The sequence below is a fragment of the Azospirillum sp. Sh1 genome (assembly GCF_008365135.1).
Lineage (GTDB): Bacteria > Pseudomonadota > Alphaproteobacteria > Azospirillales > Azospirillaceae > Azospirillum > Azospirillum oryzae.
In genome coordinates, this window is record NZ_VTTK01000007.1 from 18282 (window position 1) to 40348 (window position 22067).

General features: G+C 67.3%; 22 protein-coding genes. 14 read left to right on the forward strand and 8 right to left on the reverse strand.

The features are described 5' to 3' along the window. Positions 1–83 precede the first annotated feature (83 nt). Genes cyoE through FZ029_RS09230 form a run of 7 tightly spaced genes read left to right on the forward strand, consistent with a single transcriptional unit; the run spans position 84 to position 5421 of the window. Entirely contained in the window at positions 84–995 is a 912-nt protein-coding gene (gene cyoE, locus FZ029_RS09200; protein WP_149268994.1) for a heme o synthase, read from the forward strand. Further along, a complete protein-coding gene (locus FZ029_RS09205) occupies positions 992–1177 on the forward strand; it encodes a hypothetical protein (protein ID WP_149198545.1) in 186 nt (61 codons plus the stop codon). The genes cyoE and FZ029_RS09205 overlap by 4 nt, the downstream gene beginning before the upstream one ends. Then, a complete protein-coding gene (locus FZ029_RS09210) occupies positions 1177–1821 on the forward strand; it encodes a cytochrome c oxidase assembly protein (protein ID WP_149268995.1) in 645 nt (214 codons plus the stop codon). The genes FZ029_RS09205 and FZ029_RS09210 overlap by 1 nt, the downstream gene beginning before the upstream one ends. Before the next feature lie 21 nt (positions 1822–1842). Next, entirely contained in the window at positions 1843–2718 is an 876-nt protein-coding gene (locus FZ029_RS09215) for a cytochrome c oxidase subunit 3 (RefSeq protein WP_211104130.1), read from the forward strand. A gap of 33 nt (positions 2719–2751) precedes the next feature. Beyond that, entirely contained in the window at positions 2752–3159 is a 408-nt protein-coding gene (locus FZ029_RS09220; RefSeq protein ID WP_149268996.1) for a DUF983 domain-containing protein, read from the forward strand. Continuing rightward, the gene (locus tag FZ029_RS09225) at positions 3156–3956 is read left to right on the forward strand and encodes an SURF1 family protein (protein ID WP_149268997.1); all 801 of its coding nucleotides are present in this window, start codon (positions 3156–3158) and stop codon (positions 3954–3956) included. Before FZ029_RS09220 ends, FZ029_RS09225 begins: the two co-directional genes overlap by 4 nt. Then, positions 3934–5421 carry a carboxypeptidase M32 gene (locus tag FZ029_RS09230; RefSeq protein ID WP_149268998.1) on the forward strand — a complete coding sequence of 496 codons (1488 nt, stop codon included), beginning with the start codon at positions 3934–3936 and terminating at the stop codon, positions 5419–5421. The genes FZ029_RS09225 and FZ029_RS09230 overlap by 23 nt, the downstream gene beginning before the upstream one ends. Before the next feature lie 413 nt (positions 5422–5834). On the opposite strand, the gene trpE is transcribed toward FZ029_RS09230, so the two are convergent. The 5 genes from trpE to FZ029_RS09255 all read right to left on the reverse strand — a co-directional run bounded on the left by trpE (position 5835) and on the right by FZ029_RS09255 (position 10358). Next, positions 5835–7346, reverse strand: a complete 1512-nt coding sequence (trpE, locus tag FZ029_RS09235; RefSeq protein WP_149268999.1) for an anthranilate synthase component I — start codon at positions 7344–7346, stop codon at positions 5835–5837. A 42-nt stretch (positions 7347–7388) separates the two neighbouring features. After that, the gene (locus FZ029_RS09240) at positions 7389–9269 is read right to left on the reverse strand and encodes a peptidylprolyl isomerase (RefSeq protein WP_149269000.1); all 1881 of its coding nucleotides are present in this window, start codon (positions 9267–9269) and stop codon (positions 7389–7391) included. 220 nt (positions 9270–9489) lie between these two features. Then, positions 9490–9669, reverse strand: coding sequence for a CsbD family protein (locus FZ029_RS09245; RefSeq protein ID WP_149269001.1), 180 nt, complete (start codon positions 9667–9669; stop codon positions 9490–9492). A gap of 111 nt (positions 9670–9780) precedes the next feature. Then, on the reverse strand, positions 9781–10107 hold the full coding sequence (locus FZ029_RS09250) for a hypothetical protein (RefSeq protein WP_149269002.1): 327 nt from the start codon (positions 10105–10107) through the stop codon (positions 9781–9783). Positions 10108–10142: 35 nt separating this feature from the next. Further along, the gene (locus FZ029_RS09255) at positions 10143–10358 is read right to left on the reverse strand and encodes a hypothetical protein (RefSeq protein WP_149198554.1); all 216 of its coding nucleotides are present in this window, start codon (positions 10356–10358) and stop codon (positions 10143–10145) included. A 187-nt stretch (positions 10359–10545) separates the two neighbouring features. Between FZ029_RS09255 and FZ029_RS09260 the strand changes: the two genes are divergently transcribed. Next, entirely contained in the window at positions 10546–10887 is a 342-nt protein-coding gene (locus tag FZ029_RS09260; protein ID WP_149269003.1) for a YnfA family protein, read from the forward strand. On the opposite strand, the gene FZ029_RS09265 is transcribed toward FZ029_RS09260, so the two are convergent. Further along, entirely contained in the window at positions 10859–11119 is a 261-nt protein-coding gene (locus FZ029_RS09265) for a hypothetical protein (protein WP_149269004.1), read from the reverse strand. The two genes, FZ029_RS09260 and FZ029_RS09265, sit on opposite strands and share 29 nt — an antisense overlap. 575 nt (positions 11120–11694) lie before the next feature. Here FZ029_RS09265 and FZ029_RS09270 point away from each other — a divergent pair. The 3 genes from FZ029_RS09270 to FZ029_RS09280 all read left to right on the forward strand — a co-directional run bounded on the left by FZ029_RS09270 (position 11695) and on the right by FZ029_RS09280 (position 16022). Next, on the forward strand, positions 11695–13845 hold the full coding sequence (locus FZ029_RS09270) for a bifunctional diguanylate cyclase/phosphodiesterase (protein WP_149269005.1): 2151 nt from the start codon (positions 11695–11697) through the stop codon (positions 13843–13845). Between the two features lie 97 nt (positions 13846–13942). Beyond that, positions 13943–14965 carry a Fe(3+) ABC transporter substrate-binding protein gene (locus tag FZ029_RS09275; protein WP_149269006.1) on the forward strand — a complete coding sequence of 341 codons (1023 nt, stop codon included), beginning with the start codon at positions 13943–13945 and terminating at the stop codon, positions 14963–14965. Between the two features lies 1 nt (position 14966). Next, positions 14967–16022: an ABC transporter ATP-binding protein gene (locus FZ029_RS09280; RefSeq protein WP_149269007.1), complete on the forward strand. Its 1056-nt coding sequence runs from the start codon at positions 14967–14969 to the stop codon at positions 16020–16022. A gap of 138 nt (positions 16023–16160) precedes the next feature. On the opposite strand, the gene FZ029_RS09285 is transcribed toward FZ029_RS09280, so the two are convergent. Next, positions 16161–17948 carry an ABC transporter transmembrane domain-containing protein gene (locus FZ029_RS09285; protein ID WP_149269008.1) on the reverse strand — a complete coding sequence of 596 codons (1788 nt, stop codon included), beginning with the start codon at positions 17946–17948 and terminating at the stop codon, positions 16161–16163. A 190-nt stretch (positions 17949–18138) separates the two neighbouring features. Between FZ029_RS09285 and FZ029_RS09290 the strand changes: the two genes are divergently transcribed. After that, a complete protein-coding gene (locus tag FZ029_RS09290) occupies positions 18139–19149 on the forward strand; it encodes a patatin-like phospholipase family protein (RefSeq protein ID WP_149269009.1) in 1011 nt (336 codons plus the stop codon). A 38-nt stretch (positions 19150–19187) separates the two neighbouring features. On the opposite strand, the gene FZ029_RS09295 is transcribed toward FZ029_RS09290, so the two are convergent. After that, positions 19188–19370, reverse strand: coding sequence for a hypothetical protein (locus FZ029_RS09295; protein WP_085089555.1), 183 nt, complete (start codon positions 19368–19370; stop codon positions 19188–19190). Between the two features lie 163 nt (positions 19371–19533). Between FZ029_RS09295 and FZ029_RS09300 the strand changes: the two genes are divergently transcribed. After that, positions 19534–20040: an RT0821/Lpp0805 family surface protein gene (locus FZ029_RS09300; RefSeq protein ID WP_085089554.1), complete on the forward strand. Its 507-nt coding sequence runs from the start codon at positions 19534–19536 to the stop codon at positions 20038–20040. Positions 20041–20159: 119 nt separating this feature from the next. After that, positions 20160–22058: a potassium/proton antiporter gene (locus tag FZ029_RS09305; RefSeq protein ID WP_149269010.1), complete on the forward strand. Its 1899-nt coding sequence runs from the start codon at positions 20160–20162 to the stop codon at positions 22056–22058. Positions 22059–22067 lie beyond the last annotated feature (9 nt).

Consider the following 22067-nt stretch of genomic DNA (forward strand, 5'->3'; position numbering starts at 1 on the left):
CCCGAAAATGGGTGCGGGCGGCCAGGAAATGGCAGAGGGCGCCGGGGTGACGGACCGGGGTTAGAAGACGACAAGGACATGATATGACGGACGTGACGAACGAACTGACGCTCAACCACACCGGAGGGGCGTCGGCCGGTGATTTCATCGAGTTGCTCAAGCCGCGGGTCATGTCGCTTGTGGTCTTCACCGGGCTGGCCGGCATTGTGCTGGCGCCCGGCCATATCCACCCCTTCCTGGCGATGGTCGCCGTTCTGTGCATCGCCGTCGGCGCCGGCGCGTCGGGTGCCATCAACATGTGGTATGACCGCGACATCGACGCGGTGATGACCCGCACGGTGAAGCGCCCGATCCCGTCGGGCCGGGTCGAACCGGCGGAGGCGCTGGGCTTCGGCGTCACCCTGTCGGTTCTGTCGGTGGTGGTGATGGGGCTGGCCGTGAACTGGACGGCGGCGGTGCTGCTGGCGGTCACCATCGGCTTCTACATCTTCGTCTACACCATGTGGCTGAAACGCCGGACCCCGCAGAACATCGTGATCGGCGGGGCTGCCGGCGCCTTCCCGCCGATGATCGGCTGGGCCGCGGTGACCGGCACGGTCGACCTGCCGTCCATCCTGCTGTTCCTGCTGATCTTCCTGTGGACGCCGCCGCATTTCTGGGCGCTGGCCCTGTTCCGCAACGGCGACTACACCCGCGCCGGCGTGCCGATGATGCCGGTGGTGGCGGGGGAGGCGGCGACCAAGCGCCAGATGCTGCTCTACACGCTGATCCTGCTGCCGGTGGCCGCGGCGCCGTACTTCGTCGGCATTGCCGGACCGGTCTATCTGGCGGTGTCGGCCATCCTCGGCCTGATGTTCGTCGGCTGCGCCGTCCGCGTCCTGCGGGCCGCCGACGACAAGCCGGCCAAGAAGATGTTCGGTTTCTCGATCCTGTACCTGTTCCTGCTGTTCGCCGTGATGATGGGCGAGCAGCTGATCCTTGGAGGGTGGGCATGACGGTGATGGAACGCGACGACCTGACCGATACCCGCACCTCGGTCGAAGAGCAAAGGCGGCAGGAGGCCGACCTTCGCGCCAAGAAACTGCGGGGCCGCAATCTGGCGGTTCTGGCCGCGCTGCTGGCGCTGGTCGCCCTGTTCTATGCCATCACGGTGGTGCGGATGGGTGGGGCGCACTGATGGCCGGGCGCGACGACAAGCTGCGCCGCCGCAACCGCCTCATCCTCGGCTCCCTGTTCGGAATGGTGGCCGGGATGATCGGGCTGACCTACGCGTCTGTCCCGCTCTACTCCCTGTTCTGTTCCGTCACCGGTTTCGGCGGTACGACCCAGCGGGCGGAGCAGGCTGCGGCGCGCGTCGTCGACCGCAAGGTAACCATCCGCTTCAACGCCGACACCAATTCCGCCCTTCCCTGGTCCTTCAAGCCGGAGCAGAAAGAGCTGGTGCTGAAGCTGGGCGAAACCGGGTTTGCCGCTTATCGCGCCGAGAACCGGGCGAACAAGCCCACCGTCGGCACCGCGGTCTACAACGTCACCCCCGAAAAGGTGGGCGTCTATTTCAATAAAATCCAATGCTTCTGCTTCGACGAGCAGATCCTGGAGCCCGGTCAGGTCGTTGACATGCCGGTGACCTTCTTCGTCGACCCGTCGATGGCCGACGATGCGAACATGGACGACGTGAGCACCATCACGTTGTCCTACACCTTCTTCCGCGCCAAGGACAGCGAGGCCAAGCTCGCGCAGCACACGGCCGCCGCATCCACGTCCGAGGCTCCGGGGGCAAGCAAACAAAAGGCGGAGCCGGGGGCGACCGCCACAAACTGAACAATATGGGGTAGTGAGACGATGGCCGACATCACCCACGGGCAAATGCCGCACGCCGAACCATCAGCCCATGAACCGGGCGCCGGCATCCCGCATCCCTACCATCTGCTGAAGCCCAGCCCCTGGCCGCTGATCGGCGCATTTTCCGGCGGGCTTCTGGCGACCGGGCTGGTCATCTTCATGCACGGCGGCGGCAAGTTCCTGCTGGTGCTGGGCATCCTGGCCATCCTGGTGACGATGTTCGGCTGGTGGCGATCCGTCATCCGCGAGTCGGTGGTGGAGCATGCGCACACGCCGGTGGTGAAGATCGGCCTGCGCTATGGCATGGCGCTGTTCATCGCGTCGGAGGTGATGTTCTTCGCCGCCTTCTTCTGGGCCTTCTTCCATGCGGCGCTGGAGCCCAAGGTTTCGCCGATCAATCCCGACGCCATCTGGCCGCCGCCGAACGTGCATGTCATCGACCCGTTCGACATGCCGCTGATGATGACGCTGACGCTGCTGCTGTCGGGCGTGACCGTCACCTGGGCGCACCATGCAATACTCGAGGGACAGAACCGGACGGCCGCGAAGGCGCTGGGGCTGACCGTTCTGCTGGGCGCGCTGTTCACCTTCTTCCAAGGCTATGAGTACGTTCACGCGGCCTTCAAGTTCACCGACGGCATCTTCCCGTCGACCTTCTACATGGCGACCGGCTTCCACGGCTTCCATGTGCTGGTCGGCACCATCTTCCTGGCGGTCTGCTGGGTGCGCACGGTGAAGGGGCACTTCACGCCGCAAAGCCATTTCGGTTTCGAGGCGGCGGCCTGGTACTGGCACTTCGTCGACGTCGTCTGGCTGTTCCTGTTCGTGTCGGTCTATTGGTGGGGTGGTCATGGCGGTGTGATCGCCGCACACTGACGCCACCGGTGCCGAGCCGTTCCGGCGGCCCATATGTCTGCCGGAACGGTCCGAACGGGAGGTCATTGCGTGATCGATCTGTACCCCAGAGTTTCCCCATTGTCGGCGGGCCTGCGCAGCGCGTGCCCGCGCTGCGGCAAGGGGCGTCTGTTCGACGGCTATCTAACGGTGGCGGAGCGCTGCAATGTCTGCGACCTGGATTTCTCGCAGGTCGACAGCGGCGATGGGCCCGCGGTCTTCCTGATCTTCATCCTGGGTTTCCTGGTCGTGCCGGTGGCGCTGTGGGTGTCGATGACGGTGGACTGGCCGCTGTGGCTGCATGCCATCGTCTGGAGCATCGTCGTGCTGGCGCTGACGCTGGGCATGCTGCGGCCCGCGAAGGCCTATGTCGTCGCCTTGCAGTACCGCTATCGCCGCAGCGAAGTGGAGAAGGGTTCGTGAGTGCCGCCGCCGCCGAAGCGGGCGAGCGGCGCCGCTTTCGCCCGTCGCTGGGTGCGACGCTGGTCACTCTCGCCGGGTTGGCGGTGACCATCGGGCTCGGCACATGGCAGCTGGAGCGGCTGCAGTGGAAACAGGAACTGATCGCCCGGATCGACCGGCAGATGGCCGAACCGGCGGTGCCTCTCCCCGCCCGCATCGACGATCCGGCAGTGTGGGAGTTCCGCCCGGTGACGCTGGCCGGACGTTTCCTGAACGACAAGGAAATGCCGCTGATCGCCCGCCCGCATCAGGGACAGGTGGGTTACGAGGTGCTGACCCCGTTACAGCGGGCGGATGGGGCCGGCATCGTGCTGGTCAACCGCGGTTTCGTGCCGATGGACCGCCGCGATCCCTCGACCCGCACCGCTGCGCGGGTCGAGGGGGAGGTGAGCGTCAAGGGCATCGTCCGCGTGCCGCAGCCTGCCGGTTTCTTCCAACCCGGCAATGGGACCCCGTCGCCGGGTTCCGCCTGGATGCGCGCCGATCCGTCGGCGATGGCGGCTGCGCTTTCTCTGGGCGAGGTGGCTCCCGTGGTGGTGGAGATGCTGCCGGGGCAGGGGGCCGGGCTGCCCGGCGCGCCGGCCGGAACGTTGGCGGGGATTGCGCCGCGGGTGGAACTGCCGAACAACCACCTGCAGTATGCCTTGACCTGGTATGGGCTTGCGGTGACGCTCGCCGGGATCTACGTGCTGTCTCAGCGCAAGCGCGCCGACACCGGAACCGACGGACGACCCGATGACCGCATATCAGGAGCTTGAACGCCGCCACGCCCGCATCGCCGCCATCGGCGACGCGCTGGGCATCCTCGGCTGGGACACCCAGACGATCATGCCGGAAGGGGCCAACGACGGCCGGGCGGAGCAGACCGCGGCCCTGTCGGTGATCGCGCACGAGTTGGCGACCGACCCGCGCATGGCCGATCTGCTGGCCGAGGCGGAGAGCGACGACAGCCTCGACGCCTGGCAGCGCGCCAACCTGCGCGAGATGCGCCGGAATCACGTCCACGCCACCGCCATCCCCGCCGACCTGGTGGAGGCGACCAGCAAGGCCGTCTCCGTCTGCGAGATGACATGGCGCGCGGCGCGGGCGGAGAGCGACTTCGCCAAGCTGCTGCCCTCCCTGACCGAGGTGCTGGCCCGCGTGCGCGAAGGAGCGGAGGCGCTGGGGTCCGTGATGGGGGTCAGCGCCTATGACGCGCTGCTCGACAGCCACGATCCCGGGGCACGGGCGGAGCGCATCGATGCGCTGTTCGCCGACCTGTCCGGCTTCCTGCCCGACCTGATCGGCCGCGTGCTCGACCGCCAAGCTGCGGCGCCGGCGGTAATTGAGCCGCAAGGGCCGTTCCCGGTCGAAAAACAGCGCGAGCTTGGCGTCCGCATGATGGAACGGCTGGGCTTCGATTTCAGTCGCGGCCGGCTGGATGTGTCATTGCATCCCTTCTGTGGCGGGGCCACCGGCGATGTGCGCATCACCACCCGCTATGACGAGGCGAACTTCACCGATGCGCTGATGGGAATCCTGCACGAGACCGGCCATGCGCTGTACGAGCAGAGCCGTCCACGCGCATGGTTGACCCAGCCAGTGGGGCAATCACGCGGCATGGCAGTGCATGAAAGCCAGTCGCTGCTGATGGAGATGCAGGCCTGCCGCTCGGCGGAGTTCATCACGTGGCTGTCGCCGGTGGTTCGCGAGGCCTTCGGCGGGGAAGGGCCTGCCTGGGAGGCCGACAACCTGCGCCGGCTCTACAGCCGGGTGGAGCGCGGCTTCATCCGCGTCAATGCCGACGAGGTCACCTATCCCGCCCACATCATCCTGCGCTATCGCCTGGAAAAGGCGCTGATTTCCGGTGATCTGACCCTGCCGGACCTGCCGGGCGCCTGGAACGACGGCATGGCCGAACTGGTCGGCGTGGTGCCGCCGGATGACCGGCTGGGCTGCCTGCAGGACATCCACTGGCCGGGAGGCGGTTGGGGCTATTTCCCCAGCTACACGCTGGGCGCCATGACCGCGGCCCAACTGTTCGACGCCGCCCGCAGCGCCGACCCGGAGATCGTCCCGGCACTGTCGCGTGGCGAGTTCGCGCCACTGGTGAACTGGCTGCGGGTGAACGTTCACGAAACCGGATGCTTCCACGCCTCCGGCGACGAACTGCTGATGGCGGCAACCGGCCGGCCGCTGGACGCGTCGGTGTTCAAGCGACATTTGGAGCGGCGGTATCTCTGACCGCCAACTCGCGGGGAGCTTGCGGAAGCCTCTTGGCAAGCGTGGAAAATGGCTTATCTTTAGGGACAGGTGCATCGGGGCCGGCCAGCCTCGATGCACCCATCCGATCAGCGGTTCAGAAGATCAAGGCACGCCTTGATGATCTGCAACAGCAGGATCAGGAGTGTGAGGATCTTGTCCATCCTCTTCTCTCCCTTGTTTGTGTGCGGCGGTGGCGGCCTATCCGCCACCCCGTTCACACACTCCCACTATAGATGCATGGTTGCAGATGTGTGCGCGTCCGTTGGCCTGCGGCGTGTACTTTTCTGTGGATAAGCTGTGCGGCGACTAAAACACTGTGTCGCGCACAACCTTCGTTGCATGAAAAAGGCCGCCAAAGAGGCGGCCTGTTTTCGTCGAGCTTTTCGGCGGCCTTATCCCCGCGCGGCGGTGCGCAGCGTTTCCTCGGCGGCGCGGATCAGGGCCATCGACTTATTGACGGTTTCCTGATACTCGGCCTCCGGATCGCTGTCGGCGACGACGCCGCCGCCGGCCTGGACATACATCATGCCGTCCTTCAGCACGGCGGTGCGCAGCGCGATGCAGGTGTCCATCGCGCCCGACGCGCCGAAATAGCCGACGCAGCCGGCATAGACGCCGCGGCGGGCCTTCTCCAACTCGTCGATGATCTCCATCGCGCGGACCTTCGGCGCGCCGGACACCGTACCGGCCGGGAAGCCTGCGACCAAGGCGTCGAGCGCGTCGAATTTCGGATCGAGGTCGCCCTCGACGTTGGAGACGATGTGCATGACGTGGCTGTAGAGTTCCACGATCATCTTGGCCGTCACCTTGACCGTGCCGACCTTCGCCACCCGGCCGACGTCGTTGCGGCCGAGGTCGAGCAGCATCAGGTGTTCGGCCAGTTCTTTCGGATCGCTCAGCAGATCGGCTGCCAGCGCCTCGTCCTCCGCCGTGGTGGCACCGCGCTTGCGGGTTCCGGCGATCGGGCGGACGGTGACCTTGCCGTCGCGCACCCGCACCAGAATTTCCGGGCTGGAGCCGACCACGGTCAACTCGCCGAAGTCGCAGTGGAACAGGAAGGGCGACGGGTTCAGGCGGCGCAGCGTGCGGTACAGCGCCAGCGGCGACGGCTTGAAGGGGAAGCGGATGCGCTGGGACGGCACGACCTGGAAGATGTCGCCGGCGCGGATGTACTCCTTCGCCTTCTCCACGATCGCGTGATACTCCTCGCGCGTCGTGTTGGAGGTCCAGGCCAGCGGCAGGCCGTTCTCCGTCCGCGGTTCCCGCCGATAGGGCAGGGGACGTTCCAGGTCGGCCAGCGCGTCGGTCAGCCGTTCCCGCGCGTCGGCATAGGCCGTGGCGGCATCCTTGCCGGCCTTGGGCCAAACCGGCGTCACCAGCGTGATCGAATCGGTGTGGCTGTCGAAGATGGCGACGATGCTGGGCCGGGTCAGGATGGCGTCCGGGATGTTCAGCTCGTCCGGATTGTTGTCCGGCAGCCGCTCCATCAGGCGGACCATGTCGTATGTCATGTAGCCGAACAGACCGGCGGCCATCGGCGGCAACTCGTCCGGAAGCGGGATCCGGCTCTCGTTGATCAGCGCGCGCAACTCTTCAAGCGGTGCCTTGTCGAGCGGCTTGAAGGCGTCGCGGTCGTGCAGGGCGTCGCGGTTGATCTCCGCCCGGTTGCCGCGCGACCGCCACACCACGTCCGGCTTGAAGCCGATCACCGAATAGCGGTCGCGCCGCGATCCGGCGCCACGCTCCGCCGATTCCAGCAGGAAGCCGAACGGACGGCCGTCCGCCAGCTTCATGTAGGCGGAAACCGGAGTCTCCAGATCGCTGACCAGCGTGGTCCACACCACCTGCGGCCGACCGGCGGCGTAAGCGGCATCGAAGGTGGTGGTATCGGGCTGGACCTTCACGGCACGGAACCTCTCGGGGTTGCTGTCGGCTGAGCCGGAGACTCAGTTGCTGGCGAAGAACTGGTCGATGCGCTGGCGGTGGATGCGGACCGGATACTTGTCACGCAGCGCGTTGGTGAATTCAGCCACCAGATCGTTCTCCATCCCCTGTTCGACCGATGCGCGGACCGGCGCAAGATCAGCGTCGGCGGCCTTCGGGTCGGCGGGGATGACCTCCTTCAGCCGGGCGACGACCTGGGCGTCCGCGGTGTTGCCGGTGACGACCTCGTTCGGCTTGGCGGCGAACAGCTTGGCGACCATGTCGGCCGGCAGGCCCTGGACCGACTGGGCATCGCGGGTGAAGGGGGCGGTCATGGCGAAGCTGGCTCCGGCCTGGGTGGCAACGTCCTGGGCCGCAGCCTCGGCGCCCTTCTTCAGGCTGGCGGCGATTTCCTCGGCCTTCTTGGCGGCGCGCTCGGCACGCTGCTCCTGCTGCCAGTCGGCGATGACCTGATCGCGCACGTCGGCCAGCGGACGGACCGCGGCGGGGATCACGCTGTCGACGCGGACGGCGGTGAAAACGCTGCCCTCGCCCTCGGCAAGGTTGGAGGTGGCGCCGGTCTTCAGTTGGAAGGCGTTGGGCAGCAGGGCCTTCAGGCCGGGCAGGTCGGGCGCGGCATCCTTGCCGTCCGGCGCCTTGCCGGTGCTGTCGACGGCGGCGACCTTGGTCAGGGCCAGACCCTGGGCCTGCGCCACCTCCTCCAGCGGCGCGCCGCTGGCGAGCTGGTCCTCGACCCGGTTGGCGATGGAGAAGACGGAGTCAAGCGCCTGCTCCTTCTTCAACTCGGCCTCCAACTGGCCACGGACGTCCTCGAAGTTCTTGGTCGAGGCCGGGGTGACGCCGTTGACGGCCATGACATGCCAGCCGAGCGCGCTCTTGATCGGGTCGGAGGGCTTGCCCGGCTCCAGCGCGAAGGCGGCATCGCCGATCTCCGGCAGGTCGGCCTTGGCGATGTTGTCCAGGGTCACCGGCTCGACGCCGGCATCCTTGGCGGCTTCGGCGAGGCCCTTGGCCTTCGCGCCCTCGGCGATCTGCTTGGCCTTCGCCTCGTCGTCGACCACCACCATCTGCACGGTGCGCTTTTCCGGGGCGCCGAATTCGCTGGCGCGCTCCTCATACGCCTTGCGCAGCTGGCCATCGTCGATCTTGATGTCCTTGGCCAGCGCGTCGGGCGACAGGCGGGCGACCGTCAGGGCGCGGTATTCCGGAGCGGTGAAGCGGACCTGATGGTCCTCATACGCCTGCTTGATCATCGCATCGTCGGGCACACCGACGTCGCCGATGGCGGCGTTCGGCAGGGTCACCACCTCCGCCACGCGCTTTTCGCCACGATAGCGGTAGAGGTCCTGCACCAGCGGCTGCGGCGGGGTGAGGCCGGCGGACACCGCACCGGCGACCAGCTGGCGCGCCGTCTCGCGCTGGATCATCGCGACATAGGCGTCTTCGGTCAGCTGGTTGTTGCGCAGCACGGACCGGAAGACGTTCGGGTCGAACTGGCCCTGCTGGTTGCGGAAAGCCGGCTCTTCGGCGATGCGCATGCGGACCACTTCCGGCCCGACGGCGATGCCCATGTCGGCCGCCGCAAGGTCGAACAGCGTGCGCTGGATCAGCGATTGCAGCGACTGCTCCAGAAGGCCGAATCGCTTGGCCTGCTCGGCGGTCAGGTTTCCGCCCAGCATCGGGCGAAGCCGTTCCATCTGCCGGCGGAATTCCTGGTCCAGCGCCTGCTGCCCGATCTCCACCTTGCCGACTTCGGCGACGGTGGTGGGGGTGGTGGAGCGGAACACGTCGCCGATCCCCCAGATGCCGAAGCTGAGGATCAACAGCACGAACAGGATCTTGACGACCCAGGAGCCGGCGAAATTGCGGATGAACTGGAGCATGGGACCCGAATCTAAGCGCGTCGTTCGGCCATCCGGCCGGGGCGGCGCATCATAGATAGGGGAGGGTGGGGCGGCAACAGCCCATTTCCACCCCGCCGAACTCCGGCGCCGTTCCTCTCGTCGGCGGAAATTCGCAAACGAACGCCCCGGCCCCGCGGAAATGGCGGAGCCGGGGCGTCGGATACGCGGCTTGTACCGGAACCCTCGGCGGGAGCCGGGATTACTTCAACGCATCGCGTAGCGCATCCTTGGCGCCGCCGATGCTGTTCTGCACCTTGCCGGCAGCCTTTTCGCCCCGGCCCTCCGCCTCGGTCTTGGTGTCGCCGGTCAGCTTGCCGGCCGCTTCCTTGATCGAGCCCTTGATGGTGCGGGCGGCGCCCTCGATCCGGTCCTTGTCCATGGTGGCAACCTCTTGCGTGTTGATTATGCCGGAACAACAGGGCGGAAGGGCAAAGGGTCCATTACAAATAGTACACGAAAGACAAGTCGACCCCGTCGAGGGCTTCGGGGATCAGGCCCGGCGCGGTTCGTCGATACCACGATCAGCCCGGCGCGGTGGGGCACCACCGCCGATGCGCATCGGGCCGGCGCTGTGCCGGCGCAACGCCGCCAGTTGCAGGGCGTGGTGGGCGATCTTGTCGCGGAAATCGCGGTCGACGCGGCTGAAGGCGCTGTAGGCCAGCCTCACCGCCGCCGGGGAGCGGGTGCGCAGGGCCTCATTCAGGGAATCGCGCAGGGTGCGCAGTTCGAGGATGCCGGGAACGAAAGCCATCTCGACCGCCTCCGCCAGGATCTCGACGGAACACAATGTCGCTTCGTCGTCGAGCGTAAGCCTCACTCTGCCGCGTCCAATCCGATCGTCGGGGCTGATGGTCAGGAACCGAGCAGGTCGAGAACCGCCGGCAGGCAGCGGTGTCGGGTCAGGCACTCCTCGCAGCATCGGACGGCCTGGGCCGGCTCCGGGCAATGCTGACGGCGCAATGCCTCCAGTCCCTGAAACAGGACGTGCTTCTTCGCATCCGAGATCACGTCGGTGGCCTGGATCGTTTCAAAGGCGTCCCGCATTGGATTGGTCGCGTCTATGAACATCGCCGTATGTCTCCGTTCCTCGTGAATTTATGCCGCACCCCCGATGAAGTCCATGAATGCGCTGTAATATTGCGGCGGCAAATTGAAACGAGCTGTGGCGCAATTCACCGGCGCCCAACGCATTGACGCGGCAATCGGCGATGGGCAGCATCGGCCCGGTCGATGACGGGGAAGAAACGGAGGCAGGATGGCGCGGGCGCTGGGGGCGACACTGGCCGTCTATGGTGCGGCCGCGCTGGCGGAGATCGCCGGCTGCTTCGCCTTCTGGGCCTGGATACGGCTGGGGCGGAGCGCATGGTGGACGCTGCCCGGCATCGCAAGCCTCTGCCTGTTCGCGTGGCTTCTGACACGGGCCGACGCCGACTTCGCCGGGCGGGCCTATGCCGCCTATGGCGGTGTCTACATCGCGGCGTCGCTGCTGTGGCTCTGGCTGGTCGAGGGCGCGCGGCCGGACCGCTGGGACGCGGCCGGCGCACTGGTCTGTCTGGCCGGGGCGGCGCTTATTCTTGCCGGCCCCCGCGGGGGGTGAAGGTCGGTGACAGATTGGGCGGAACCGGCCGGCTGATCGAGCGCCTCAGGGCGGGGCCGTTCACCAGAACGAGGCGGCCGGCGTCGTCCACCCGCAGATAGGCGCCGACGCGCACGGTCCGGCGGAGGATGTCGTCGTTGAGCATGATCTGCGCATCGGCCAGGGACAGCGGGGTGCCCTGGTAGTACGCACGGCCATCGGCGTGGCTGATCTGGCTGAATGCGTTGGTCATGTCTGAATGCTCCCAATCGATTTCTTGAACCGCGGACCATTGGCGGACCCGAAGCGACGGCAGCATCCGACGTGACGCTGGTGGTTCACGCCTGTGGCTGCGGCCATTGTCGGACAAACGCCTGGGACGTCCGGTTTATTCCTCCATCGCGGGCTGTCAGGCGAATTGCTTCCCGTGCGGGGAATGTGTGGAGAGAATCCTGGGGCCAATACCGCCGCAGGTCCAGTCCGTTGCGGCGGATGCCACTGAATTGTCGCAGACCACACGCGCAAAAGCTGTAGTGGTGCTGCCGGGCGCGGCCGTTTATTCCGGGAACGGTGCCGCGCATTGAACCATGTCAATCGTGTATCGGACTCTAGCCGTTAGAGTGCGAATGCATCACGGGCAACGGATTGCGCAAATGTTTGGCATTTGCGGGATTGCTTGGCGTTGGAAATCAAGCCGGACGGGGTCATAATACCTCCGTCGGGCATCCGATTCAGGCGCCGGGCGACCGTCGGTGCATCATCAGGCCGGCCTTTCGGCCGGAGTGGAAAAATGCGGATCGTTTCGTGGACCTACAACCGGCGGATCAGATGAACGGTTCCGAAAACAGCGGTTCCAGCGGGGCGAAAGCCGCCGCGATGCCGCGTGATCCCGCCTTTCTGGCCTCTTTGGCCGCCAGCCTGCTGGACGACGGCGGGATGGCGCTGGTCTATCTGGACCGTGACGGCCTGTGCCGCCATGCCGATCCGCATTTCGCGGCGGTTCTGGACCGCTTGCCGGCGGACCTGATCGGCCAAGCGCTGACCGGCATCGACCATCCCGTGACCGCGGCGCTGGCCGCGGCCGTCGCGACGCTGGACGGATCGCCGGTGCAGACTTTCGCGCCGGTCGATTGCCCGACGGTCGGCTGCGACGGCCGGCGTTCGATCCTCAGCGGCAGCATGATCGTCCATCGCGATGCCGCCGGTGCGACGGTCGGATATCTCGGCACCTTTCACCTCACCGGCGACCCCGACCGCATCGCGGAATTCGTGACCTGCCGGGATTCCTTCATCGCGACCCTGCTGGACGCGGCGGTGGATGGCATCATCGTCTCGGACCGCACCGGCATCATCCGTTCCATCAACCGCGCCTGCTGCCGCCTGTTCGGCTATGAGGACGGTGAACTGGTCGGGCGGAACATGTCGATCCTGATGCCGCCGCCCTTTTCGCGCGACCATGGCCGCTACGTCGACACCTATATGCGGACCGACAGGGCGAAGATCATCGGCATCGGCCGCGAAACGCTGGGTCAGCGCAAGGACGGCACGGTATTCCCGATCCATCTCAGCGTCGGCCAGGCACGGCTGGGCGAGGATGTGACCTTCGTCGGCATCATCCGCGACATCTCCGAACGCCTCGCGGCGGAGCAGCGCGCCTCCTACCTCGCACGGCACGATCCCCTGACCGGTGTCCTGACCCGCACCGCCTTCCTCGAGGAGTGCGAGGCGCTGTTCGCCGGCAGCCGTGCGGAAGGGGGAGACGCGGCGGCGGGCGGAAGCCTGTTCGCCCTGTTCTCGCTCGACGTCGACCAGTTCAGCGACGTGAACGAGGCCTTCGGCTTCCATGTCGGCGACGCCGCGCTGAAGGCGATGGTCAGCCGCGTGACGGAAGTGCTGCCGCCCAACACCATCATCTGCCGGATCGCCGCCGACGAATTCGCAGCGCTGTCACGGGTGACCGACGCCGACCACGCGCGCACGCTGGCCGGCGTGCTGCACGACCGGCTGACCGCGTCGATCTACGCCGACCGGCATTGGGTGCGGCTGCGGCTGTCGGTGGGCGCCGCGGTGCAGGACGACACGGTCAGCACGCTGGAGGACCTGAACGCCAAGGCCAAGCTGGCCCTGCAGGCGGTGCAGCACAACGGCGGCAACGCCGTCTGCTTCTACACGCCGGAAATGGCGGCGGCGGCGACCCGGCGGATGCTGCTGACCATGCATCTGACCCACGCCATCGAGCGCAACGAGCTGCGCCTCGTCTACCAGCCCATCGTCGACAAGGCCGGCCAGGTCCGGTCGGCGGAAGCGTTGCTGCGCTGGGAACATCACGCCCTGGGACCGGTCTCGCCCGGCGAGTTCATCCCGGTCGCGGAGGAAAGCGGCCTGATCGTGCCGATCACCGACTGGGTGCTGTCCACCGCGGTCGCACAGATGGCGGTCTGGGAGGCGGATGGCGTGCTGCCCGACCGCGTCTTCCTCAACATCTCCGGCCAGCAGTTCCTGCGCGGCAACCTGACCCTCCGGCTGGAGGAGTTGCTGGGCGAGCATCCGTCACTGCGCAGCCATCTCGGCCTGGAGATCACCGAACAGGCGGCGGTTCGCGACCTGAAGGTGGCGGTGCGGACGCTGGGCGAACTGGCCGATCTGGGCATCCAGGCGGCCATCGATGATTTCGGTTCCGGCTATTCCTCCCTCAGCTATGTGCAGCAGCTGCCGGTGGCGAAGCTGAAGATCGACCGCGCCTTCGTCATCGACGTGCCGGAGAACCCCAAGAGCAACGCGTTGGTCCGCGCCGCCGTCGGCATGGCGCACGGCCTGGGCCTGACCACGGTGGCGGAGGGAGTGGAGACGGCGGAGCAGCGCGATTTCCTGGTGTCGGTCGGCTGCGACCTGATGCAGGGCTATCTGTTCGGCCGCCCGATGCCGCCCGAGGCGCTGGCCGACATGGTGCGCTCCCAAGCCGCACCTGCGATCGCCTGATCCCTCGACTTGGGGCGAATCCTGTCTCGACAGCGCCAGCTGCAACTGATATCCATTCTCACGGAATTGAGAGCCATTCGCAGTCCGGGAGTGATGAATGTTCATCGACAAGATCGCTGGTGTCGCTTTTGCCGTCGGTGCCTTGACCGCCTTTTCGGTCCAGGCGCAGGAAGTCAATGTCTACAACTCGCGTCATTACAACACCGACCGCGCGATCTATGAAACCTTCACGAAGTCGACCGGAATCAAGGTCAACATCATCGAAGGCAACCATGATGAACTGATTCAGCGCATGAAGTCGGAAGGGCCCAGCAGCCCGGCCGACCTCTTCATCACCGTGGATGCCGGCCGTCTGGCCGCCGCGGCCAAGGAAGGTCTGCTCGCCCCGGTCACCTCGCCGGAGCTGGAGGCGATCAAGGTTCCGGCCAACCTGCGCGACCCGGCAGGGGCCTGGTGGGGCCTGTCGAGCCGCGCCCGCGTCATCGTCTATGCCCGCGACCGGGTGAAGCCGGAGCAGATCAAGGATTACGAGGATCTCGCCAAGCCGGAGTGGAAGCACCGCGTCCTGACCCGCAGCGGCACCCATCCCTACAGCCTCGCCCTGACCGCCTCGATGATCGAAGCGCTGGGCGAGGAAAAGACGGAGGAGTGGGTGAAGGGCCTCGTCGCCAACCTCGCGCGTCCGCCGCAGGGCGGCGACACCGACCAGATCAAGGCGGTCGCGGTGGGCGAGGGCGATCTGGCCATCGCCAATACCTATTACGTCGGCAAGATGATCACCTCGGCCAAGCAGGAGGACCGCGAGGCCGCGGCGAAGGTCGGCGTCATCTTCCCCAACCAGGGCAACCGCGGCACCCACGTCAACCTCAGCGGCGCCGGCGTGGTGAAGACCTCCAGGAACCAGGAGAATGCCCGCAAGCTGCTGGAATATCTGCTGAGCCCGGAGGCGCAGCGCCAGTTCGCCGACGGCAACATGGAGTATCCGGTCAACCCGGCGGTCCAGCCGCATCCGGAACTGGTGAAGCTCGGCAGCTTCAAGGCGGCCGAGGTGAATGCCGCCTCCTTCGCCGCCCACACGCCGCAGGCGCTGCGCATCATGGACCGTGCCGGCTGGAAGTAAGATGACCGACACCCTCGCCCCTTCCGTCATCCTCTCCGGCATCACCCACCGATACGGGCAACTGACCGCGGTCGACGGCGTATCGCTGTCGGTCGCCCCGCGCGAGGTGGTGTGCATCGTCGGCCCGTCGGGTTGCGGCAAGTCGACCCTGCTGCGCCTGATCAGCGGGCTGGAATCTGTCCAGAGGGGCGAGATCGCGGTGGAGGGGCAGCAGCTCGCCACCGCGGGTCGGTCTCTGCCGCCGGAAAGGCGGCCGGTCGGCATGATGTTCCAGGACTTCGCGCTGTTCCCGCACCTGACGGTGGCGGGCAACATCGCCTTCGGCCAGACCGACCGTCCGCGCGCCGAACGCAGGCGGCGGGTGAATGAGTTGCTGGAGACCATGGCGCTGACCCGCTATGCCGACGCCTACCCGCATACCCTGTCGGGCGGCCAGCAGCAGCGGGTGGCGCTGGCCCGCGCCATGGCGCGCGACCCCAAGGTTCTGCTTCTGGACGAGCCCTTCTCGGCGCTGGACGAGCAGCTCCGGCGATCGGTGCGGGAGGAGGTGGTGCGGATCATCCGCGCCAGCGGCATCGCCACCATCGTCGTCACCCATGATCCGGAAGAGGCGATGGAGATGGGCAACCGCGTGGTGGTGATGGAGGCCGGACGCGTCGTCCAGGCCGACACGCCGGTGAACCTCTACCAGCGCCCGGCCAACAGCTTCGTCGCCCGCCTGTTCGGCGAGGTGAACCGCTTCGAGGCAACGGTGCGCGACGGGCACATCGTAACGCCGCTCGGCCGGGTCATGGCGCCCGGCCTGCCCGGCGGAACCAAGGTCGAGGTCGCCTGCCGGGTGGAGGATCTGGAACTGGTGCCGCTGGGCGCTCGGCCCGATGCGGTGCCGGTGCGGGTGCGGCATTCCAGCTTCCTGGGACCGGCGACGCGGGTTTGCCTGGACCTCGGTGGCTCGGAAATCCATGCGCGCCTGCCGGGGCATGTCAATGTCCGCGCCGGCGAGGAACTGTCCGCCGCGATGGCGGCCGAGCGGGTGATGGTGTTTCCGGCGGGGTGAAGGGAGTTGTCGAGGCGGATGCCCCCTCCCTAACCCTCCCCCACCTTCGGTGGGAGTGGGGACTGCCGCTGTTCTGGCGCTTACTCCCTCTCCCGCGTAGCGGGGGAGGGTCGGGGAGGGGGCAATCGGGGCGGGATCTCACGCCCCCGCCCGCACCTCATCCTCGCCGAACTGCAGCCGGCACAGACGCGCATAGGCGCCATCGGCGGCCAGCAGCGCCTCGTGCGTGCCCTGTTCGATGATGCGGCCGCCTTCCATCACCACGATGCGGTCTGCATTGCGGACGGTCGCCAGACGATGGGCGATCACCAGCGTGGTGCGACCCGCCGTCAACCGTTCCAGCGCCGCCTGCACCAGACGCTCCGATTCACTGTCCAAGGCGCTGGTCGCCTCGTCGAGCAGCAGGATCGGCGCATTCTTCAGGAAGGCGCGGGCCAACGCCAGACGCTGGCGTTCTCCGCCCGACAGCTTGACGCCGCGGTCGCCGATCACCGTGTCGTAACCCTCCGGCAGCTTCGAGATGAAGTCATGCGCGGCGGCGGCCTTTGCGGCGGCGATCACGTCATCCATCCCGGCGTCGAGGCGGCCGAAGCAGATGTTCGCCCGCACCGTGTCGTTGAACAGCACCGTATCCTGGCTGACGATGGAGACCGCGCCGCGCAGGCTGCGCAGGGTGGCGCCGCGCACGTCCTGGCCGTCGATCAGCACGTCGCCCCCCGTCACGTCGTAGAGGCGCGGGATCAGGTTGAACACCGTCGATTTGCCGGCGCCGCTGCGCCCGACCAGCGCCACCGTGCTGCCGGCCGGCACATCCAGGTCGATGCCCTTCAGCGTGTCGGCCCCGGTCTCGTAGAAGAAGCGGACGCCGCGGAGCGCGACCGCGCCCTTGGTAACCGACAGCGGCTTGGCGCTCGGCTGCTCGACAATGGTCGGCTGCTGGTCCAGCAGTTCGAAGATGCGCTGGGCGGCGGCCATGCCCTCCTGCAGGGCGGCGTTCAGCGTGCCGATGGCGCGCACCGGCTGGGCCGCCATCAGCAGTGCGCCGACGAAGCCGGAGAAGGCGCCGACCGATCCCTCGCCCAGCGTCATGCGGTAGCCGGCGAAGGCGATCACCCCCGCCACCGCGACGCCGCCCAGCACCTCCATCATCGGGTCGATGCGCGAGCGGGCGCGCACCGCCTTCATGGTCAGCTGGTAGTTCTCGTGGAAGGCGCGGCCGGCGCGGGCGCGCTCATAGTCTTCCAGATTGTAGGTCTTGACCATGCGCGCGCCCGACAGGCTTTCGGTCAGCAGCGAGGTCATGTCGCCCATCTGCGCCTGGGTATCGCGGGAAACGCGGCGCAGTCGCTTGCCGATCCGCACGATGGGCACGGCGGCGATGGGATAGATGATGAAGACGATCAGCGACAGCAGCCAGTCCAGATAGAACATCGACCCTACCAGCGCGATCACCGTCAGGATGTCGCGCACAAGCCCGGTCAGCGTGCGGGTCAGCGCGTTGCGGATCAGGTCGACGTCGTTGATGAAGCGCGAGGTCAGCGCCCCGGTCGGGGTGGCGTGCAACTGCGCCATGTCGGCGGACTGCAGGTGCGTGAACATCGCCAGCCGGACGTCGGCGATGACGCGCTGGACGATGTCGCTGGTCACCACGGTCTGGGAATAGAGCGACACGCCCTTGATGACGGTCACCGCGATGATCGCCAGCGGGATCGCCAGCAGCATGCCGCGATCCTGGGCGGAGAACATGGCATAGGAGCGGTCGATCAGCAGCGGATAGGCACCGGTGGCCGCCGCCACGATCGCCATCAGCAGGAAGGACAGCAACAGCTTGCCGCGATAGGGTCGCACCCACTCGCGCCACATCCGGGCCGCCAGCCGTTCGGTGGCCGCATCCAGGCGCAGGGGCTTGCCGCTCTTGTTCGTCACGGTCGCATCCGATCTCTTGTCCGATGGGCTCTTGTCCGATGGGGATGGCTTAGCCCATGGGCTTCGGCTTTGTCCACCGGTCGACGCGGAGGCAGCCGTGCTGGGTACAGGCTTCCTTTACCGGTTCCGTGGGAAGCTGCCGATGATCGGGGCGGCGAACATCGTGCCGCCGAGGGAAGGGGGAGCGCCCATGCCGAACGGAATTGGCCTCAATGGCGGACTTAATGGCACCGGTGCGCGGCGTCCGCGCATCGGTCTTGCGCTGGGCGGCGGGGTGGCGCGCGGCTGGGCGCATATCGGCGTGCTGCGGGCGTTGAAGCGCTATGGGATCGAGGCCGACATCGTCTGCGGCTCGTCGGTCGGGGCGCTGGTCGGCGGCGTCCATCTGGCGGGAAAGATCGACACGCTGGAAGAGTGGGTGCGCACGCTGACGCGGCGGAAGATCGTCGGCTATCTGGATTTGCGGCTGCGCCAGGGTGGCGGGCTGATCGGCGGCGACCGGCTGCTGGCGGAGCTGCGCCTGCATCTGGGCGACGTGCGGATCGAGGAGCTGCCTTGCCCCTATGCCGCCGTCACCACCGATCTGGTGACCGGCCACGAGGTATGGCTGCAGCGCGGCGAACTGGTCGACGCCATGCGGGCGTCCTTCTCGCTGCCGGGCGTGTTTCCGCCGGTGTCCATCGACGGGCGATGGATGATCGACGGCGCGCTGGTCAACCCGGTGCCGGTGTCGGCCTGTCGGGCGCTGGGCGCGCAGATGGTGATCGCCGTCAACCTGTCCGGCGATATCCTGGGCAAGGCGCGCAAGCCGGGCGCCAGCGTGCCGACCGCCGCCGGCTTCGACCTGCTGAAGCTGGTGGAGGACGAGGCGCCGGGCCAGCGCCCGTTCAGCGGGATCGGCGCCCTGACGCGCCGCATCTTCCGCCGCGACTATGAGGGGCCGAGCCTGTTCGGCGTGATGGTCTCTTCGCTGGGCATCGTCACCGACCGCATCACCCGGTCGCGGCTGGCCGGCGACCCGCCGGACGTCCACATCGTGCCGCGGCTTGGCCATATCGGCCTGACCGAGTTCGACCGTGCCGACGACTGCATCCGCGAGGGTGAGGCGGCGGTGGAGCGCGTCCTGCCGGACCTGCACGACGCGCTGGCCGTCTTCGCCACCGGCCCGCGCGAATCGATGCGCGGGCAGGGGCGGGACTGATTGCCTTGCTTGGCGGCCGAACTCGGCGGCAGATGGCCTTAGTGGTCGATCGCGGTGCCCAGCGCCGCACCGCCCAGGCCGCCGATCACGGCGCCGCGGGTGCCGTCCACCGCGTAACCGCCGGCCGCACCGGCCGCACCGCCGACCACGCCGCCAGTCGAGCAGGCAGTGACGGAAAGAAGCGCGAACACCGCACCGATCAGACGCAAACGGGACATCATGCAACCCTCCTCGTGTTGACTGTTCGGAGTCTAAACACGCGGAAGCGCATTTTGCTTCCATCGCCCCCTGATCTTTCCGTTTTGATACTTTCGGGCGGAACCACTTCCCCTTTCAAGCGTTGACCGGACTTTAACCGTGCAACGTTCAATCGGGGGAACAACCATGCGGTCGATCACCAAGCATTTGCGCACCACCGCTCTGGCCGCCACCGCGGCCCTGTCGCTGGCCGCCTGCCAGAACCCCAATGGCGGCATGGGGGGCATCGGCGGCATGAACACATCGGAGACCGTCGGCACGCTGGGCGGCGCCGTGGCCGGCGGGTTGCTCGGCTCCCGCTTCGGCGGCGGGGCGGGCAAGCTGGCGACCACCGCCATCGGCACGCTGGTGGGCGCCTATGCCGGCCAGCAGTTGGCCCGTCACTTCACTGCTGCCGACCAGAACCGCGCGTCGGACGCGGAGGAGCGGGCGGTCGCCAACAACCAGACCATCACCTGGAACAATCCGGAATCCGGCAATCGGGGCACCATCCAGCCGGTGAAGACCTATCAGGGCAGCAACGGCCAGACCTGCCGCGACTACAACCATACGGTCGTGATCGACGGCAAGACCGAGGTCGCGCGCGGCACCGCCTGCCGTCAGCCTGACGGAAGCTGGAGGCTGATGTCGTAAGCGTACAGCCTATCCGAATGACCGCCTCCGGGTCCTACGCCTTGCGGATGTGGGAGGTTGCCGTCAAAATCAAGGAGTTCCGCCGGATGGCGGCCTGATGCGAACGGCGTGCGGGGCATATGGAGGCGGTCAGCTACATCATCCTCATCGGATCCACCCTGCTGATCGTCAGCGTGCTGACCAGCTACCTCGCTTTGCGGGTCGGTGCGCCGTTGCTGTTGATCTTCCTCGGCATCGGCCTGCTGGCCGGAGAGGATGGGATCGGCCAGATCTCCTTCAACGATGCCGGCTCCGCCTTCCTGATCGGGTCAATGGCGCTGGCGGTGATCCTGTTCGAGAGCGGGTTCGATACCAAGCTCGCCAGCTACAAGGCGGCGGCATGGCCGGCGATGACGCTGGCGACGGTGGGGGTGGCGGTGACCACCGGCGTGGTCGGTGTCGCCGCCCATTGGCTGCTGGGTCTGGATTGGACCGAAGCGCTGCTGGTGGGGGCGGCCTGCAGTTCCACCGACGCGGCGGCGGTTTTCTTCCTGCTGCGCGTCGGCGGCATCACCCTGCGCGACCGCGTCCGCTCCACGCTTGAAATCGAATCGGGCAGCAACGATCCGGTCGCCATCATGCTGACCATCCTGCTGGTGGAGGCGGCGACCCACGGTCTGGCCTCCCCCGCCGCCATCGTTGGCGAGCTGGTGCTTGCTTTCGCCCTGGGCGGGGTGATGGGGCTGGCCGGTGGCTGGCTGCTGGTGGCCTTCATCAACAAGGCGAATTTCGAATCCGGGCTGAACCCGGTGGTGACGCTGACCTTTGCCCTGTTCATCTTCGCCGTCACCAACGTGCTGGGCGGCAGCGGCTATCTGGCCGTCTATGCCGCCGGGCTCTATGCCGGAAATGTCAGGCTGCGCGGGGCGCTGGAACTGCGTCGTTTCCATTCCGGGCTGACTTGGCTCAGCCAGATTGTCATGTTCGTGATGCTGGGGCTGCTCGCCACGCCGCGGGAGTTCGCCGGCATGATCCTGCCGGCGCTGGGCGTGGCGGCGGTGCTGATCCTGGTCGCCCGTCCGGCCGCGGTGTGGATGTGCCTGCTGCCCTTCCGCTTCTCGGTGCGGGAGACCAGCTTCATCGCCTGGGTCGGCCTGCGCGGGGCGGTGTCGCTTCTGCTGGCGCTGGTGCCGGTGTTGGGCGGGCTTGAGAACGGCCAGCTGATCTTCAACACCGCCTTCGTCGTCGTGGTCGTCTCGCTGCTGGTGCAGGGCTGGACCATCGGCAGCATGGCTCGGGCGCTGGAATTGATCGTTCCGCCGCGCCGCGGCCCGGTGGAACGTGTGGAGCTTGAGCTGCCCGGCAATGCCGATCAGGAGCTGGTGGCCTACACCGTCCATGCCAAAAGCCCGGCGGCGCGCGGTCAGCGCATGCCGCGCTGGGCCAAGCCGTCTCTGGTCATCCGGTCGGGCGCGGTGGTGCCGCTGCACAAGGCGAAGCCCTTGCAGCCCGGCGACCATGTCTATCTGTTCACGCCGCAGCACAGGCTGCCGCTGATCGACAAGCTCTATGGCGGCAGCCGGGCGCTCGACCAGAACGACCGGGAGTTCTACGGCGATCTGGTGCTGAGTCCCGATGCCACGGTGGAGCAGATCGCCGAGATGTACGGCCTGCCGCTGTCGATGGCCAATGCCCGCCTGACCTTGAGGGACCTGCTGCGCAACGAGTTCGGCGGCTCCTGTGAACTTGGCGACCGGGTGCGCATGGGCGGGGTCGAGCTGATCGTGCGCGACATGGAGGATGACACCATCACCTCGGTCGGCATGGCGCTGGAACCGGCCCGCGTGACCAGCCGACGCCGGCCGCTCTACCAGAGGATCGCCGATGTCGGCGGGCGGCTGCGCGGGTGGTGGAACGAACACGCCTTCCGGCGCTGGAAGGAGCGCGAGAAGCTGCGGGCACGACGGCCGGAGGCGCTGCCGCCGCCGGCTGAACCGCAGCGAGAGGAACGGGTGGAAAGCCGGAACGACGCCGCCTGAACGTGACCC